Genomic DNA, 16,450 nt, shown 5'->3' on the forward strand with positions numbered 1-16,450 from the left:
GGCTCTTGCGGCGGCCTTACCAATCCAAATTCCCTGATCTTCGCCGATAACAGGGAATTAACAGGGAATTTGTTTATTTTTGGCGTACATTCGGCCGAGATATCGGAAATATGTGGAATATATTCAATGCCTTGATACGGATTTCCCTGTTATCGAATAACAGGGAAATCCTGTTCCGATAACAGGGAAAGAACCTCCCGGAACAGGGAGTTCGGATAGGCCCAACGATGAGAAACAGCGACGCGGCCAGATGCTCTGCGCATCGTCATGATGCGACGAAGCTCGCTTCGTTTGAATCGATCATGGACGACCCCGCGAGTGTCCGCAGCCGCCGTGAGCACGCGCCAACCGGTGCGCGCTAGTCGGCTTCCGACGCCGTGAGACCGTGCCATCGCCGCTGCGTACCGCCAATCGCAGCCGTCCTTGTTTTAGTAGCCCACGCCTCAGCTCAGACCGCCACCCGCCGTGCAAGATCGCTCCGCTTCGCCTCCACCTCGGCGCGGGCGCGTTCGAACGTGTCGCTCTCGGTCGCGGTCAGCAGGCCATCGATCACGCGCGCAAGGTGATCGCGCATCTCCCGCCGTGCCGCATGGGGGTCGCGGTCGCGGAGCGCGGCGAGGATACGCTGATGCTCGTCGATTCGCGGCTGGACGCCGACGCTGCGCGCCCGCTCAAGCATGTGCGTGCAGAGCGGCGACCGGTAGCGCGCGTCCCATAGCGATTCGACGACATCCACCACGGCCGAGTTGCGTGTCGCCCGCGCGATGGTCAGGTGAAAGGATCGGTCGGCATGCTCGCCGCTGATATTCTCGAGATTCTCTCGCTCCATTTCGCCGATCAGCGTCTCGAGTGTCGCGATTTCGTCGTCGGTGATCGACACCGCTGCAAGCGCCGCCGCCTCGCCCTCGAACAGGCGACGTGCCTCGGTGAGTTCGAAGGCGCCGATGTCGAGCCCGATCATCGCGGCATCCTTGGGCGGATTGTCGACGACGAAAATGCCCGAGCCATGGCGAGTCCTGACCAGCCCGATCACGTCCAGCGCGATCATTGCCTCGCGGATCGTCGGGCGGCTGACCTTATATTCCTCGGCCAGGTCACGTTCCGAAGGAATGCGCTGGCCCGGCGCGAACTCGCCGCGCTGGATCGCGCCGGCGACGGCCGCTGCAACCTGCTGGTACAATTTACGCGAATCCGGCTGCGGGCTGGCGGCCGGAGGTGCGGTGATTGGTCTGGTCAGTTGTTTCTTCGGCATAAGATAGCGCGAGACTAGCATCGGCGGTGCCATGCCGCAACTCGCTGACGCGACTGGTTAGAGCGGCATAGTTTGCGAAAGCTTGTATTTGGTAAGGCCATTTGCTAGCAACACGTCAGACAGGTTTACGGACGACAGAATCCGCGACCGACATGAGGGGGTTGAAATGAGCAAATATCACGATTCCGTTTGCCGCGCCGCACTGATCGCCTCGCTCGCGCTCGGTGCCTCGCCCGCCTTTGCCAAGGACGCGGCACCCGAAGCTCTTGCCAATTCAGCGCAGAGCTCCCCGACTGGCCCGACCAGCGATGCCACGCCGTCGCCGGACATGGGCGGCGACATCATCGTCACCGCGCAGAAGCGCGCCGAGAACGTCCAGCGCGTGCCGCTGGCCATTTCAGTGGTCTCGCAAGCGCAGCTCGATGCGACGGGCGTTCGGCAGTTCCAGGATCTCGGCAAGATCGCGCCCTCGCTGACGGTTCGTCCGGCCGAGCATCCGGTCAACGCCAACGTGTCGCTGCGCGGCGTCGGCACCTTCGCCTTCGGCATCGGCGTCGAACCGAGCGTCGCGGTACTGGTTGACGAAGTGCCGCTCGCCTTCCAGGCCCGCGCTTTCACCGACCTGCCCGACGTTGAGCGGATCGAAGTGCTGCGCGGCCCGCAGAGCACGCTGTACGGTAAGTCCGCTTCGGCCGGCCTGATCAACATCATCACGCGCCAGCCGACGGACACGTTCCACTTCCGCGCCAACGCACTGGCGACAACCGACAGCGAATATGGCGGCAATTTCAGCGTCTCGGGTCCCATTAGCCAGGACCTCGGCTACGTCTTCTCGGCCAGCTATTCCAACTGGGACGGCAACGTCCGCAACCTGTTCAATGGCAAGAAAGTGAACGGGCGCGAGGCGGTCAACGCCCGCGGCAAGCTTCGCTGGGAACCGGCCTCAAACGTCACCATCACCCTGTCGGGCAACTATCTCAACGGCAACACAAGCGTCGGGCGGCCGTTCATCCGCCTCGATCCGACCGCATTGCTGCGCGGCGTCGCCGGACAGACGGCGGGGGTCGTGTTCCCCGGCGTCACGGTCAGCGAGGGCAATCAAAACATCAGCAACAACTACGATTCGCGCACCAAATATCACGGTGGAGGTGGCTCACTGCGCGCTGAAGTCGGGCTCGGCGAGATGACCCTGGTGTCGATCACGTCGTACGACAAGTTCCGCCTCAACGACTATCTGGACCAGGACGACACCTCGTCGCCGACGGCCAACGGCAACAACATCCAGGTCGGCCAGTTCCGGTCGAAATTGTTCACGCACGAACTCCGCCTGCTCTCGCCCGGCGACAAGCCGTTCCGCTATACGCTGGGTGCCTATTATGCGAACGTGGCGTTCGAGCGGCCCTTCCTTCGCGGCCCCGCTTTCTCGCTCGCCAACTGGTATGCGACATCGAAGTCGGAGCAGATCGCCGCTTTCGCTCAGGTCGACTGGGAGATCGTTCCGCACCTGACCCTGACCGGTGGCGGACGCGTCCAGAATGAAAAGATCTATTACACCTTCCGCGACAATCTCGCCGCGCCCGCATCGTCCTTCTTCAGCGGCAATGCCGAGGATACGGCGGGCACCTATCGTTTCAGCGGGCGCTATGAGGTCACACCCGACATCATGCTCTTCGCCACCTATTCGACGGGCTACAAAGGGCAGACCTACGATCTGACGACCGGCTTCAACGCGAACCGGGCCGCGGCGGGCCCGATCAAGCCGGAACGGTCGCGCGACAGGGAAATCGGCGCGCGCATGCAGTTCCTCGACCGGCGCGTGACGGTCAACGTCACCCTGTTCGATACCGACTATGACAATCTGCAGGCACAGACGATCGAGACGCTGGCCGACGGGACGTCCAATTTCCGTCTGACGAATGTCGGTGGGCTGAATACCAAGGGCATCGAGTTCGACAGCTCGGCGCGGATCGGCAGCGACCTCGACCTCAACGCCTCTGTCGCCTATCTCGACGCGAAGTATACGTCGTTCCCGGTCGGGCAATGCTATCCGCTGCAAACCGCGGCGCAGGGATGCATTCCCGCGGTGCCCGCGACCCCCACGAAGCCGGCACAGCCCGCCTATCAGAACCTGACCGGCGCGCGCGCCGTGCAGGCGCCCAAATGGAAGTTCTCGGTCGGCGCCGACTATTCGCCGTCCTTGGGCGGCGACCTGCGCGGCGTGATGCAGGCCAACTGGCAGTATCAGGGCGATGTCTATTATGTGGCGGAGGATCCGCAGACGTTCCAGCGGGCCTACAGCATCGTCAATGTCGGGCTCGGCGTGCGCGACAGCGACCGCAGATGGGAAGTGGTCGCTTTCGTGAACAACCTGTTCGACCAGCAATATTTCCCCTCGCTGGTCAATACAGCGGGCAATTTCGGGAACAAGCTGGCGACCCAGGCGCTCCTGCCGCGCGACTTCCGTCGTTATGGCGGTCTCCGGCTCGGCGTGAATTTCTGATGACGGCGGGGCGCGCACGTCGCCCCGCCACACCACTTGGATCGGGGGCAATGTGATGTTTCGTTTTGCGCTGCCGTTGGCGATGGTGGGCGCCGCGGCAATGTTGTCGGCCGCGAGCCCGCCTGCCCAGGATGCGCCGGCGAAACCCGGTGTCGATGCGCCGGAACTCGCCGCGCTCGGCTCGTATCCGGTCGGCGTTGCCAGGGTTGAGTTCGTGCAACCCGGCCAGCTCGACCCTCTGCAGGGGGCGGACAGGCCCGCCACGGTGGATCGCCATCTGCCGCTCAGCATCTGGTATCCGGCCGCAGCGGCGGGAGGCGGCACACTCTACCGGTCGGCGCTGCCGGGGAAGAATGGTTCCGACATCGCCTTCACCGTTCCCGGCATAGCCTCGCCGGACGCGCGTGCTGCCGCGGGGCGCTTCCCGCTCGTCATCCTAGCGCATGGCTATAGCAACACCCCGGAGGTCCTTTCCTGGCTCGGCGAGAATCTCGCGAGCAAGGGCTATGTCGTCGTGGCGCCGGCCTTTCGCGACCCGCCGATCACCGTCCGCACCGCGGCCGCCGCGGCAGGCCCGATCGCCCGGCGACCGCTCGATATCGTGTTCGTCGCCGCGGAGGCGCAGCGTCGGGCGCGGGCAGGGCAGGGGCCATTCGCCACCGCAGATGCCGACCGTACCGCGCTGATCGGCTATTCGATGGGCGGTTATGGCGTGCTCACCGCGGCCGGCGCGCCACTTGATCCCGGCCTGGCCGCTGCCACCCGCGATGTGCTCGCGCCTTATATCGCCGGTGGGCCCAGGGCGGGCGAGCTCAAGGTCGCCGGTCTCAAGGCGGTGGTCGCGATCGCCCCGCCTCGCGCGGTGCGCGGCGCCGACATGTGGGCGCCGCCCGGTGTCGAGGCGATCCGCGCGCCGACCTTGTTCATCGTCGGCAGCCAGGATCACACGGTCGGCTACGATCCTGGCGTCCGCACGTTGTTCGACGACGAGGTGCATGCGGCACGGTATCTGCTGACCTTCCGTGAGGCCGGGCACAGCATCGGCCTGATCGGCGCGCCGCCGGAAATGCGTGCGGACTATTGGGACAAGGACTGGTTCGAGGATTCGGTGTGGCGCAAGGATCGGCTGATGGCGATCGAGACGCATTTCATCACGGCGTTTCTCGAGCGCTACGTGAAGGGCGACATAAGCAGGGCAGCCTATATCGATGGGCTCGTGCCCAATTCGAACGACGGTATCTGGGCCGGCGCACCGCCGGGTCGTTATGCCGGCTACAGTCCCGGCCCCCCGGCGGCGACCTTGTGGAAGGGATTCCAGCCGAACAAGGCGTCGGGCATGTCATTCGAGTTCAAACCTGCGTCCTAGACTACGAGCAAGAGGTCGCCATCGCATGACGCGGATGTCGGCAAGGGAGTGCCAGTATATGTTCATGACGCAGACGATGCGCTGGTTCGGTCCACCCGATCCGGTCTCGCTGCGCGATATCCGCCAGGCGGGTGCGACCGAGGTCGTGACCGCATTGCACGAGGTCGCCAACGGCGAGGTCTGGACGCGCGAGGCTATCGCGGCGCGCAAGCGCGAGATCGAGCGGGGTGGGCTGGGCTGGACCGTGGTCGAGAGCCTGCCCGTGCATGAGGATGTCAAGACGCGCGGGGCGGCATGGGACCGGCTGATCGATCATTATCGCGAGAGCCTGCGCAATCTCGCGGCATGCGGCATCACCACCGTCACCTATAATTTCATGCCGATCCTCGACTGGACCCGGACCGATCTTGCCTGGCCGCTTCCCGATGGGGCGCTGGCGCTGCGCTTCGAGCTGGAGGCGGTCGCGGCCTATGACCTCCACATCCTGCGCCGGCCGGGCGCCGATGCCAGTTATGCGCCCGTCATGGTCGAGGCCGCGACGCGCCGCTTTCATGCGATGGACGAAACGGCGCGCCATGGGCTCGAGCGGACGATCATTGCCGGACTGCCGGGCAGCGAGGAGAGCTTCACCTCCGCCGAACTCCTTGCCGCGATCGATACCTATGCCGATATCGACGCCGAGCGCCTCCGCGCCAACCATGCCGACTTCCTTGCCGCAGTGTGCCCCGTTGCCGATGAACTCGGGTTGCGGCTCGTCGTTCACCCCGACGATCCGCCCTTCCCGATCTTCGGTTTGCCACGCGTGGTGAGCAACGAGGCCGATCTTACCGCCTTGTTCGCCCGAGTCCCCAATCCTTCCAACGGCTTGTGCTTTTGCGCTGGATCATTTGGTGTGCGGGCCGACAACGACCTGCCCGGCATGATCGAGCGGCTGGGCGACCGGATCGGTTTCCTGCACCTGCGTTCCGTGCAGCGCGAGCCGGACGATGCCTTTCACGAGGCGGCCCACCTCGAAGGCGATGCCGGGATGGCCGGGATCGTGGCGGCGGTCCATCGGTTGCAGCAGCGCAGCGGCCGCTCGATCCCGATGCGCCCGGACCATGGCCATCAGATGCTCGACGACCTGACCAAAGCGACCAACCCCGGCTATTCGCTGCTTGGCCGCATGCGGGGGCTGGCTGAACTGCGCGGGCTCGAACGCGGGATCGCACACGCGACACCCGGAAGATCATCACGAACAGAAACGGGAGACGGATGTGCTTGAAGGAATGAAGGCCGGATGGCTCATCGCCGTCGCCGCATTGTGGGCAACTCCCATAGCCGCGCAGCAGGCCGCCGCGCCCGCCTTGCCCAAGGCGACGGCGCAGAGCGGGCCGCTGCTTGTCTCGGCCGACATGCGCCAGGGGACCGACCTGTCCGGCGCCTGGCATTATTCGATCGATCCGTACCGCTCCGGCCTCGCCGGCTTCCACGGTGAAACGCCCGATCGCGGCCAGCAGCGCTACCGCGATGTCGATGTGCGCAAGGAAATGGCGCAGGACAGCCGGGTCCTCTATGAATTCGACCTCGCCCATTCGCCGATCACCACATTGCCCTCGTCCTGGCTGACCGAGGCGCCTGAGCTTCGCTATTATCAGGGGCTCATGTGGTATCAGCGCACCTTTCCGGTGCCGGCGCAGCGCAAGGGGCGCACCTTCCTCCGCTTCGGCGCGGCGAATTATACGACCGTCGTCTATCTCAACGGCCAGCCGGTCGGGCGGCACGAAGGCGGCTTCACGCCCTTCGCTTTCGAGGTCACCCGATTGCTGCGCGACGGCAGCAACCAGATCACGGTCGGCGTGGATTCGCAGGCGACCGAGGCGACCGTGCCCCCGCCCGTCACCGACTGGGAAAATTATGGCGGGATCACCCGGCCTGTGCGGTTGATCTCGACGCCGGACACTTATGTCGATGACGCCTGGGTCCGTTTGACGCGAGACGGCCGGATGGCGGTCGATGTGCATCTCGACGGACCGCAGGCGGCCAACCGTGCGGTCAGGCTGCGTATTGCCGAGCTTGGCCTCGACCAGGCCGGCACCACCGACGCCGCGGGCAACTGGCGCGCGACCATGGCCGCGCCGCGCGCGATGGTCCGCTGGTCACCCGAACGTCCCAAGCTCTATGACGTCACGATCGCGACCGGCGACGACCAGTGGCGCGATCGCATCGGCTTCCGCACCATCGAGGTGCGCGGTCCGGACATCCTGCTCAACGGCAAGCCGATCTTCCTGCGCGGTATCTCGCTGCACGAGGAAGAACTGGGCAGCGAGCCGACCCGGGCGATCAGCCCGGCGGCGGCGCGGGCCCTGCTCGGCGAGATCAAGGACGGGTTGCATGGCAACTATGTCCGCCTGGCGCACTACCCGCACACCGAGATGATGACGCGCACCGCCGACGAACTCGGTCTGCTCGTGTGGAGCGAGGTGCCGGTCTACTGGCTGGTCGCCTGGTCCAATCCGGACACGCTGGCGACCGCGCGCAACATGCTGGCGGAGAACATCCTGCGCGATCGCAACCGCGCGTCGATCGGGATCTGGAGCGTCGCCAACGAAACGCCCGTCACCGAGGCGCGCAACACCTTCCTCCGCACGCTCGTCGGCGATGTCCGCCGCCTCGACGATACGAGGCTGGTCAGCGCGGCGCTGCTGGTCGAGCGTTCGAAGGACGCGAAGACTCCCACGATGACCCTGGCCGATCCGCTCGCCGATGTGCTGGATGTGCTGGCAATCAATACGTATAATGGCTGGTATACCAACGACCGGCTGACCGATCTTCCCGCCAGCGTCTGGCAGGTGCCCGCCGACAAGCCGCTGGTCTTTTCCGAATTCGGCGCCGACGCCCGGGCCGGGTTCCACGACCTGACCGGGCCGCAGAAATTCTCGGAAGAATATCAGGCGGACTATTATCGCGCGACGCTCAAGATGGCGGATTCTGTGCCGACGCTGCGCGGCATGTCGCCATGGATCCTCAAGGACTTCCGTTCTCCACGCCGGCAGAATCCCGATTTTCAGCAGGGCTGGAACCGCAAGGGGCTCATCTCGGAAACCGGGCAGCGCAAGCAGGCATTCGACGTTCTGGCGAATTACTACGCTGCCAAGGATGGTGCGGTAAGCCGCTGACGACGGGCCGGACGGGGGGAGGGGCGAAGTCCGACGCTCCTCCCGCGATAGTTTCGCTTCAGCTTCGCTTTTGCGGGCGCGTTACGCCGGTAGGTAAAGACCCGAGCCGCGCCATCTCTCCGGTCGTGAAAAGGGCGGGGTTGTCGAGGAAGTCGATCAGCATCTCCGTGCTGTCGTCGCCCCAGAACAGATCGTCGCCGACTGCGATCGTCGGAACGCCGAATACGCCGCGCTCGATCGCGCGGTCGGTGTTCGCCCGCAGCTGGTTCTTGACATGGGGCTGGGCGATGGCGCCTGCGACGTCCTCGAGGCCAAGGCTGTTCCCGATGATCTCGAGAATATCGGGTTCCGAAACGTCCAGCCCGTCGCGGAAGGCGGCATCGAACAGGGCGTCAACTACTGCAGGCGTCGCATCGAGCGCGACGATCAGGCGCAACGCTGCGATCGGGTTGAACGGATGGGCCGGCGGAAAGCGGAACGGGATGCCGAGCGTGTCGGCGCGCCACTGACATGTCCGATAGGTGTGGAGGCGTTTCGGGGCGATCTCCGCTGGTCCCTTCTGTTCCCAATGGCCGAGCAATGCCCCGAGCACGACGGGAACGGGAACCAGGCGAACGCGGTCGCCGAGCCGGCCGCGAGTCTTCCACTGGAGATAGGCGAATGGGGAGATGACATCAAAATACCAGTCGCAGTCACGGCCGCTCATCGTTGCTTCCTTTGGTTCGTGCCTCAATCGCGCGGATCACGGCCGCCATGTCGAGGCGACCATGCCCCAGTTCCTCGCTCTCGCGGTAGAGAAGGTGACTGGCATCCAGCAGCGGCGACGCAATCTCCGCCTCGCGCGCGGCATCCGCGACCAGCCGGGCATTCTTGAGCACGTCGGAGATCGCCGCCTGCACGTCGAAATCCTGCTCGACCAGCTTGGCGAGCTTGATACGCGATACGCTGCTCGCCATCGGCCCGGCATCGAGAATCGCGCGGAATTGCTTCATGTCGAGGCCGTGGCATTCAGCGAAGTGAGCGGCCTCAGCCAGACCAGTGACCATGGTGATGAGAAAGCTGTTGACGGCGAGCTTCATGGTCAGGGCACCCGGAACCGAGCCGCAGCGGAATATCTCCTGGCACATTGGTGCCAGCAGCGGGCTTATTTCGTCCATGACGCTCTCGTCGCCGGCGAGCATTGCCACGAGTTCTCCGGCTTCGGCCGGCTTGCGTGAACCGGAAACGGGCGCTTCCACATAAGCGCCGCCGGCACTGCTGATCTCGATGCCCAGGTCTCGGGAATAGCCGGGAGGGACCGTGCCCATCTGGACGATGACATGACCTGCCACATTGGCCGCGAAGTCAGGCGTGCCGCGACCGAGGACCACGTCGATCGCTGCTTCGTTAGCCAGCATCAGGATCACGATCCGCGCCTGGCGAAACAGGGCGGCTGGATTGTCGGCCACCGCCGCGCCGGCCGCCCGCAATGGGTCGTTTCGTTCGGCAGTCCGGTTCCAGACGATGAGCCTGGTGCCGGCGCGCGCCAGGTTGATCGCCATTGGCTGGCCCATGACGCCCAGGCCGATGAATCCCGTCAGTTCCATCTCGTCCTCGTCTCGCACATCCGCTGCCTGTGGCTCGTGCCGTCCTACAGATCGTCAAGCGCCATCAGAAAGACGAGGCCACGTTGTCCCGATCCGCGGTGCACCGTGAGCGCGCCATGATGGGCATGCGCGACACGCTCGACGATCGAAAGGCCGATCCCGGATCCCTCGATATTCGCCCCCGCGCCCCGCCACAGCCTGTCCTTGAGCCGAACGAAATTCGCCTCCGGGATCGGATCGCCATTGTCGCCGACCGCGATGAGCGCTCCCGGGCCAGAGCTGACCACGATCGCGGTGCCGGGGGGCGTGTGGCGTGCGGCATTGTCGATGAGGTTTTCGAGCGCCAGTGTCAGTGCCTCGGCGTAACCGCGTACCCGTGCCGGTGTGTCCGCGCGTTCAAGCGCGATCGAGCGGCCGGACGCGATGATCCCGGGCGCGCGGTCGGAGACGACGCCTTCCGCCAGCGCATGGAGGTCGACCGAGGTTCCGCCATCCTCGATCGGGCGCTCGATCTCGGCGAGCGCAAGCAACTGGGCGATGACACGGGCCGCCCGATCCACCGCCGACATCATCGCCGTGCGGACCTCCGGGTTCGCGACGGCATCGGCGCGAAGGCGGACGACGGCAAGTGGCGTGCGCAACTCGTGCGCGACGTCGGCGGCAAATGCCGCCTGCACATGAATCGCGGCGGCCAGGCGGTCGAGCGCGGCGTTGGTCGCCTCCGCCAACGGCTCGGCCTCGACCGGGAGAAGGCCGCTCGGCAGGCGGGTGTTGAGCGATCGCGGGCCGATCGTCGCGGCGATCGCTGAGACAGCGCGCATCCGAAGCGTCATGCGCCGCGCGATCAGCGCCCCGATCAGAGGAACCAGCGCCGCGATCGGCAGGCAGATCAGCGCGAATCTGGGCAGGAAGCTACGCACGATATCGTCGGTGACGACCGCCGGGTCGGCATCGTCTTGCGAAACGACGATCCAGCCGCTCCCCACGGGCACGCTATAGCCCTCGACCACACCGCTGCGAAAGAAATGCGCTGTCCCGTCCAGCGGCGCCACCGCCAGTATTTCCGGACGCGCCGGACCATAGGATCTTTCCACGCGGCGGTCGGCCCCGATCGTGCTGACCGCCATGCCGTTGGTCAGCACGACGGGTTGCGCATTGCGCGTATCCGGGCCCGCCGATGCGGCGGATAGCGCCGCTTGCCGACGCAGCAGGTTGCGCTGGAAATGATCGGCTGTCTGGTGGAGCAGGGCGGAGGCGCTCCATAAGAGGGCGATCGCTGCCGCGAGTGCAACCGCCACGTGCAGTGCGACGAACTGCCCGAGCAGCGAGCGAGGCACCGTCAATCTCATGCGACCGGAACGATCATATAGCCCACGCCGCGCACGGTTTCGATCCGGACCCGGGTCGCTGAGTCCTCGAGCCGCTTGCGCAAGCGGTGGACATATACTTCCACCGCGTTGGAGCCGAGATCGCCATCCAGGCCGAACAACTGGTCCTCGACGATGCGTTTCGGCACGACCTTGCCTGCACGGCGCAACAGCAATTCGAGCAACTCGGTTTCCCGCACCGACAGGCTGAGCGCTTGCGATTCAACATACGCCATGCGCGTCTCGACGTCGAACTCGAGCGCGCCGCAACGGAGGGATTTCCCGACATAGCCGTCGCGCCGCCGCAGGATCGCGTGAAGGCGGGCATATAGTTCGTCCACGTCGAAGGGCTTGACCATATATTCGTCGGCCCCCTCGTTCAGGCCGAGGATGCGCGCGTCGATCGAGCCGCGTGCGGTCAGAACCAGTACGGGCCGGGCATCGCCGCGCGCGCGCATCCGCATGAGAAGCGAGATACCGTCTTCGTCGGGCAGGCCCAGATCAAGCAGGACGGCCGCATAGTCGATCGCTTCGAGATATGCCTCGGCTTCCTCGCTGGTACGTGCCCGATCGACCGTCAATCCGCGCCGCGACAAGGCGTCGACGAGCGGCATTGCCACCGCGTCTTCGTCCTCGATCAGCAGGATCCGCATCGTCTCGCTCTTCCGCAACGCAGCAATTTGTAAGCCCGCTGTAAGCGAGCCTGCCTAGGGGTGCCAGCCCTCACCGTAACAGGCCCTCCGATGCACGCTCCATCATCGCCGCACCCGCTGCCCACGATACAAATGTTGCCGCGCCGCGAGCAGGTGCGCTGGCTTGTCATCGCCGTGGCTGTCATCGTCGGCATCGTCGTGCTGTGGCTGGCGATCGGAAGCATGACGCGTCACGATCAGGTCGCCCCTCCTGCCACGCCGCCGGGTACTTTCCGGCCGACGGCGGAGCAGATGGCCGCGCTGAAGACGATCCGGGTCGGCTATGCTGCATCGGAAGACCGCACCCTGGCGAGCGGGGCAATCACGGTCGATGGCGATCGCAGCACGCCGGTGCTGATGCCTTATGCCGGGCAAGTGGTGCGCGTGCTCGCCGATGCGGGTCAATATGTGCGGCAGGGCCAGCCGCTGCTGCTGGTCAAGACGAGCGACTTCGTCGATGCGCGCAGCGGATTGTTCGCCGCCCGCGCCGCCTTTCAGAACGCGCAGGCGCAACTCGTGACGGCGACGCGCAACGCAGAGCGGCAGCGCCAGATATTCGAAACCGCGGGCGGGGCCCAAAAGGACTATCTTCAGGCGCAGACAGATCTGGTCGCGGCGCAGGCCAGCGCGCGGACCACGGCGGCCGCGCTCGGCGCGGCGCGCGACAAGCTCGCGATCCTCGGCAAGTCGCCCGGTGAGATCGGGCAGCTTGAGGGGGCTGGCGAAGTCTCCGGCATCCACGATCGCACCACGCTGCACGCACCGATCGCGGGGCTGATCGCCTCGCGCGACGTCTCGGCCGGGCAATATGTCTCGCAAGGTGGCGACAAGCCGGTGATGACGATCACCGACCCGTCGCATGTGTGGCTGATCGCGCAGATCGCCGAAGGCGATGCCAATGGGGTGCATCTCGGCGATGTGGTGACGGTAACGACGCCCGCGCTTCCCGGGCGCAGCTTCCACGCCACCATCGATCTCGTCGGGGCGGCTCTCGATCCGCAGACTCATCGGTTGCCGGTGCGCGCGACCATCGCCAATCCCGATGGCGCATTGAAGCCGCAGATGTTCGCCAGCTTCTCGATCCAGCGGCCGCAGCGCGGCACCGCCTTGCGCGTCCCCGCCGCTGCCGTGATCCATGAGGGGGATTCCGCGCGTGTCTGGGTCGTTCGCTCCGATGGCCTGTTGCAGGCACGCGCCATAACCGCGGGTGACGCGCAGGACGGTGCGGTCGTCGTGCTGGCCGGCCTCAGGCCCGGCGAGCGCATCGTCACGGCCGGGGCGCTGTTCGTGAACGAGGCGGGTCTTGGCGAATGAACCGCATCGTCGAGTTCTCGCTGCGCCAGCGCCTGCTGATCGTCGGCATCTTCTCCGCGATGTTGCTCGCGGGCGTGGTCGGTTTCTGGAACCTCAATATCGAGGCCTATCCCGATCCAGTCCCGCCGATGGTGGAGATCGTCACGCAGACTCAGGGGCTTTCGGCCGAGGAGATGGAGCGAAACGTCACCATCCCGATCGAAGTCGGCATGGCGGGCATCCCGCACCTGACGGCGATCCGCGCGATCTCGCTGTTCGGCCTGTCCGACATCAAGATACAGTTCAGCTACGACCTGACCAACGAGGCCGCGAAGCAGCAGGTCATCAACCGCCTCTCGCAACTGCCACCGCTCGCCGGGGGCGCGCAGCCAACGCTGTCGCCGACGAGCCCGGTCGGGGAAATCTATCGCTATAAGCTCAGCGCGCCGGCCGGCTATTCGGTGATGGACCTGAAGACGCTGCAGGACTGGGTGCTGCAACGTCGCTTCAAGCGCATTCCCGGGGTCATCGACGTGACCGGCTGGGGCGGCAAGCTTCGCGCCTATGACGTCGTGATCGACAATGACCGGCTGGCCGCGCACGGCGTCTCGGTCGGGCAGGTGCTCGCCGCGCTCGGCAAAAGCGACGGCAATGTCGGCGGGCAGACGATCAATTTCGGTGCGCAGGCCGCGATCGTGCGCGGGGTCGGGCTTATCCAGTCAGTTTCCGGAATCGAGAATGTGCTGGTCGGCACGGCGAACGGGCAGCCGATCCTGCTGAAGGACGTCGCCCATGTTCAGATCGGGAATGCCCCGCGGCTCGGCATCGCCGGCTACAACGACCGCGACGACATCGTGCAGGGCATCGTGCTGATGCAGCGCGGCGCGCAGTCGATGCCGACGATCCAGGCAGTGCAGAAGGAGGTCGCCGACATCAACGCATCTGGCGCGCTTCCACCCGGCGTCCATCTCGACCGGGTCTATGACCGCTCCGATCTCATTCGCCTGACGATCCATACCGTGCTGGAGAATCTACTCGCTGGGATATTGCTGATCTTCATTCTTCAATGGGCGTTTCTCGGCAATCTGCGCAGCGCGATCATCGTCGCGGCGACAATCCCGTTCGCGCTCGCCTTTGCGATCCTGATCCTGGTGCTTCAGGGCGAGAGCGCGAACCTGCTGTCAGTCGGGGCACTCGATTTCGGGCTGGTCGTCGACGCAAGCGTCATCATGGTCGAGAATATCTTCCGCCACATGGTCGAACGATCGGCGCATGTCGAAAACGGGCACGGCCACTACACCATGGCCAGCCGTTTCTCGGCGGTGCTTGGCGCCAGCCACGAAGTGAGCCGCGGGATCTTCTTCGCGGCGGCGATCATCATCGCCAGCTTCCTGCCGCTGTTCACGCTGGCCGGGGTCGAAGGGCATATTTTCGGGCCGATGGCCAAGACCTACGCCTATGCCATCACGGGCGGGCTGATCGCGACCTTCACCGTCGCGCCGGTGCTGGCGACATTACTGCTGCCGGACAAATTGTCGGAGGTCGAGACCCGCATCGTCGCCCGGTTGCGGGGCTGGTACGAGCCAGCGGCCGCCTTCGCGCTGGCCAACCGCGTGCTGACCCTTGGTGGTGCGCTGCTGCTCCTCGGCGCGGCGGTCGTCGGGGTGCGGTCGCTCGGCATCGAGTTCCTGCCGCATCTGGAAGAAGGCAACATGTATATCCGCGCGAGCCTGCCGGCCTCGATCAGCCTCGAGGCTGGCCAGCCCGTGGTCAACGGCGTGCGGCGGATGATCGCGCAATATCCAGAGGTGGAGTCAGTGCTCTCGCAGCATGGCCGCCCCGACGACGGCACGGATTCCACCGGCTTCTTCAACGCCGAATTCTTCGTGCCGCTCAAGCCCTTCGGTACCTGGCCCGCCGGTGTGACCAAGGAGACGCTGACGGCCGAACTCTCCAGTAAATTGCAGGCTCGCTATCCCGGCGTCGATTTTTCCTTCTCGCAATATATCGAGGACAATGTCGAGGAAGCGGCGTCGGGCGTGAAGGGCGCGAACTCGATCAAGCTGTTCGGGCCGGACCTGCCGACGCTCGAAAAATATGCCGATGCGATCAAGGCCGAGATGGCAAAGGTGCAGGGGATCGAGGATCTCGGCGTGTTCCAGTCGCTCGGCCAGCCGACCGTACGGATCGACATCGATCGTGCCAGGGCTTCGCGTTACGGGCTGACACCCGACGACATCAATGCGACGGTGGCGGCGGCGATCGGGGGACAGTCCAGCGCCGAGCTGTACGAAAAGGGCACCGACCGGCACTTCCCCATCGTCGTGCGCCTGCGCCCCGAACAGCGCGACACAGTCGACGCGATCCGCCGCATTACCGTTGGCGCGCCCGCGCCGAACGGCAGCGGTACGATCCAGGTTCCGCTGTCCGAAGTGGCGGATGTGCGGCTGACATCGGGCGCGTCCTTTATCTACCGCGAGCATCAGGAGCGCTACATCCCGATAAAATTCTCGGTGCGCGGGCGCGATCTCGGTGGGGCGGTCGACGAGGCGAGGGCGCGGATCACCCGCAACGTGCATCTGCCCTCGGGTTATCATCTCGAATGGGCGGGCGAACTCGACAATCTCAACAACGCCGTCGCCCGGCTCGAAATCGTCGTCCCGGTCAGCCTGTTGCTGATTCTGCTGCTGCTCTACGCCAATTTCGGTTCGATCCGGGACAGCCTTCTTGCTTTTTCCGCGATTCCGATGGCGATCGTCGGCGGTGTGCTCGCCCTCGCTCTGACCAGGACGGCGTTCAGCATTTCATCGGCAATCGGGTTCGTCGCGCTGTTCGGCATCGCGGTGATGGACGGCATCCTGGTCGTCACGACCTATAATCATGCGATCGACGAAGGCATGACGCGGCGGGACGCGTTGGCGACGACGGTGCGGCACAGCCTGCGCCCGGTGGTGATGACCTGTCTCGTCGCGGCGATCGGCCTGCTTCCCGCTGCCTTGTCGAATGGCATCGGCAGCCAGGTGCAGAAGCCGCTCGCGCTGGTCGTGGTTGGCGGGATGACACTGGCACCGCTTCTCATCCTGCTCGTCCTGCCTGTGCTGATCGACTGCTTTTCCAGGCGCGTGGCACCGGAATATCGGGGCGCGCATGGCCGAGATGTCGGTCACCTGCCATCGCCCGAAGCCGATCATGGGGAGGTTCGGACGTGAAGCCTCTCTTCCTTCCGCTTCTCGCGC

The 16,450-nt window shown here is 65.3% G+C and carries 11 protein-coding genes; 6 read left to right on the plus strand and 5 right to left on the minus strand.

What is annotated here, in order from left to right:
• Window positions 1-448 precede the first annotated feature (448 nt).
• Window positions 449-1,252, minus strand: a complete 804-nt coding sequence (locus NDN01_RS06320; protein ID WP_272626520.1) for a FadR/GntR family transcriptional regulator — start codon at window positions 1,250-1,252, stop codon at window positions 449-451.
• Between the two features lie 166 nt (window positions 1,253-1,418).
• Between NDN01_RS06320 and NDN01_RS06325 the strand changes: the two genes are divergently transcribed.
• The 4 genes from NDN01_RS06325 to NDN01_RS06340 are packed head-to-tail and all read left to right on the plus strand — an operon-like array spanning window position 1,419 to window position 8,276.
• Window positions 1,419-3,752: a TonB-dependent receptor gene (locus NDN01_RS06325; RefSeq protein WP_272626521.1), complete on the plus strand. Its 2,334-nt coding sequence runs from the start codon at window positions 1,419-1,421 to the stop codon at window positions 3,750-3,752.
• 55 nt (window positions 3,753-3,807) lie between these two features.
• Window positions 3,808-5,118 (plus strand): alpha/beta hydrolase family protein, encoded by a 1,311-nt coding sequence (locus NDN01_RS06330; protein ID WP_272628051.1) that lies wholly within the window; start codon window positions 3,808-3,810, stop codon window positions 5,116-5,118.
• A 58-nt stretch (window positions 5,119-5,176) separates the two neighbouring features.
• Complete coding sequence (gene uxuA, locus NDN01_RS06335) at window positions 5,177-6,382, plus strand: mannonate dehydratase (RefSeq protein WP_272626522.1); 1,206 nt, start codon at window positions 5,177-5,179, stop codon at window positions 6,380-6,382.
• The gene (locus NDN01_RS06340) at window positions 6,375-8,276 is read left to right on the plus strand and encodes a glycoside hydrolase family 2 protein (RefSeq protein WP_272626523.1); all 1,902 of its coding nucleotides are present in this window, start codon (window positions 6,375-6,377) and stop codon (window positions 8,274-8,276) included. The genes uxuA and NDN01_RS06340 overlap by 8 nt, the downstream gene beginning before the upstream one ends.
• Window positions 8,277-8,334: 58 nt before the next feature.
• On the opposite strand, the gene NDN01_RS06345 is transcribed toward NDN01_RS06340, so the two are convergent.
• The 4 genes from NDN01_RS06345 to NDN01_RS06360 are packed head-to-tail and all read right to left on the minus strand — an operon-like array spanning window position 8,335 to window position 11,882.
• Entirely contained in the window at window positions 8,335-8,982 is a 648-nt protein-coding gene (locus NDN01_RS06345; RefSeq protein ID WP_272626524.1) for a 2-hydroxychromene-2-carboxylate isomerase, read from the minus strand.
• A complete protein-coding gene (locus tag NDN01_RS06350; protein WP_272626525.1) occupies window positions 8,969-9,862 on the minus strand; it encodes an NAD(P)-dependent oxidoreductase in 894 nt (297 codons plus the stop codon). Before NDN01_RS06350 ends, NDN01_RS06345 begins: the two co-directional genes overlap by 14 nt.
• Window positions 9,863-9,906: 44 nt before the next feature.
• Window positions 9,907-11,199, minus strand: coding sequence for a sensor histidine kinase (locus tag NDN01_RS06355; RefSeq protein WP_272626526.1), 1,293 nt, complete (start codon window positions 11,197-11,199; stop codon window positions 9,907-9,909).
• 8 nt (window positions 11,200-11,207) lie between these two features.
• Window positions 11,208-11,882 carry a response regulator gene (locus NDN01_RS06360; RefSeq protein WP_272626527.1) on the minus strand — a complete coding sequence of 225 codons (675 nt, stop codon included), beginning with the start codon at window positions 11,880-11,882 and terminating at the stop codon, window positions 11,208-11,210.
• A gap of 132 nt (window positions 11,883-12,014) precedes the next feature.
• On the opposite strand from NDN01_RS06360, the gene NDN01_RS06365 reads away from it, so the two are divergent.
• The gene (locus tag NDN01_RS06365) at window positions 12,015-13,235 is read left to right on the plus strand and encodes an efflux RND transporter periplasmic adaptor subunit (RefSeq protein ID WP_443025199.1); all 1,221 of its coding nucleotides are present in this window, start codon (window positions 12,015-12,017) and stop codon (window positions 13,233-13,235) included.
• Window positions 13,232-16,423, plus strand: coding sequence for an efflux RND transporter permease subunit (locus NDN01_RS06370; RefSeq protein WP_272626529.1), 3,192 nt, complete (start codon window positions 13,232-13,234; stop codon window positions 16,421-16,423). The genes NDN01_RS06365 and NDN01_RS06370 overlap by 4 nt, the downstream gene beginning before the upstream one ends.
• Window positions 16,424-16,450: the final 27 nt, after the last annotated feature.

The organism is Sphingomonas sp. QA11 (genome assembly GCF_028473665.1).
GTDB lineage: Bacteria > Pseudomonadota > Alphaproteobacteria > Sphingomonadales > Sphingomonadaceae > Sphingomonas > Sphingomonas phytovorans.

Coding starts and splice junctions, on each gene's coding strand:
- NDN01_RS06320 (WP_272626520.1), bottom strand. CDS start 1,252: ATGCCGAAGAAACAACTGACCAGACCAATCACCGCACCTCCGGCCGCC.
- NDN01_RS06325 (WP_272626521.1), top strand. CDS start 1,419: ATGAGCAAATATCACGATTCCGTTTGCCGCGCCGCACTGATCGCCTCG.
- NDN01_RS06330 (WP_272628051.1), top strand. CDS start 3,808: ATGTTTCGTTTTGCGCTGCCGTTGGCGATGGTGGGCGCCGCGGCAATG.
- uxuA (WP_272626522.1), top strand. CDS start 5,177: ATGTTCATGACGCAGACGATGCGCTGGTTCGGTCCACCCGATCCGGTC.
- NDN01_RS06345 (WP_272626524.1), bottom strand. CDS start 8,982: ATGAGCGGCCGTGACTGCGACTGGTATTTTGATGTCATCTCCCCATTC.
- NDN01_RS06350 (WP_272626525.1), bottom strand. CDS start 9,862: ATGGAACTGACGGGATTCATCGGCCTGGGCGTCATGGGCCAGCCAATG.
- NDN01_RS06360 (WP_272626527.1), bottom strand. CDS start 11,882: ATGCGGATCCTGCTGATCGAGGACGAAGACGCGGTGGCAATGCCGCTC.
- NDN01_RS06365 (WP_443025199.1), top strand. CDS start 12,015: ATGTTGCCGCGCCGCGAGCAGGTGCGCTGGCTTGTCATCGCCGTGGCT.
- NDN01_RS06370 (WP_272626529.1), top strand. CDS start 13,232: ATGAACCGCATCGTCGAGTTCTCGCTGCGCCAGCGCCTGCTGATCGTC.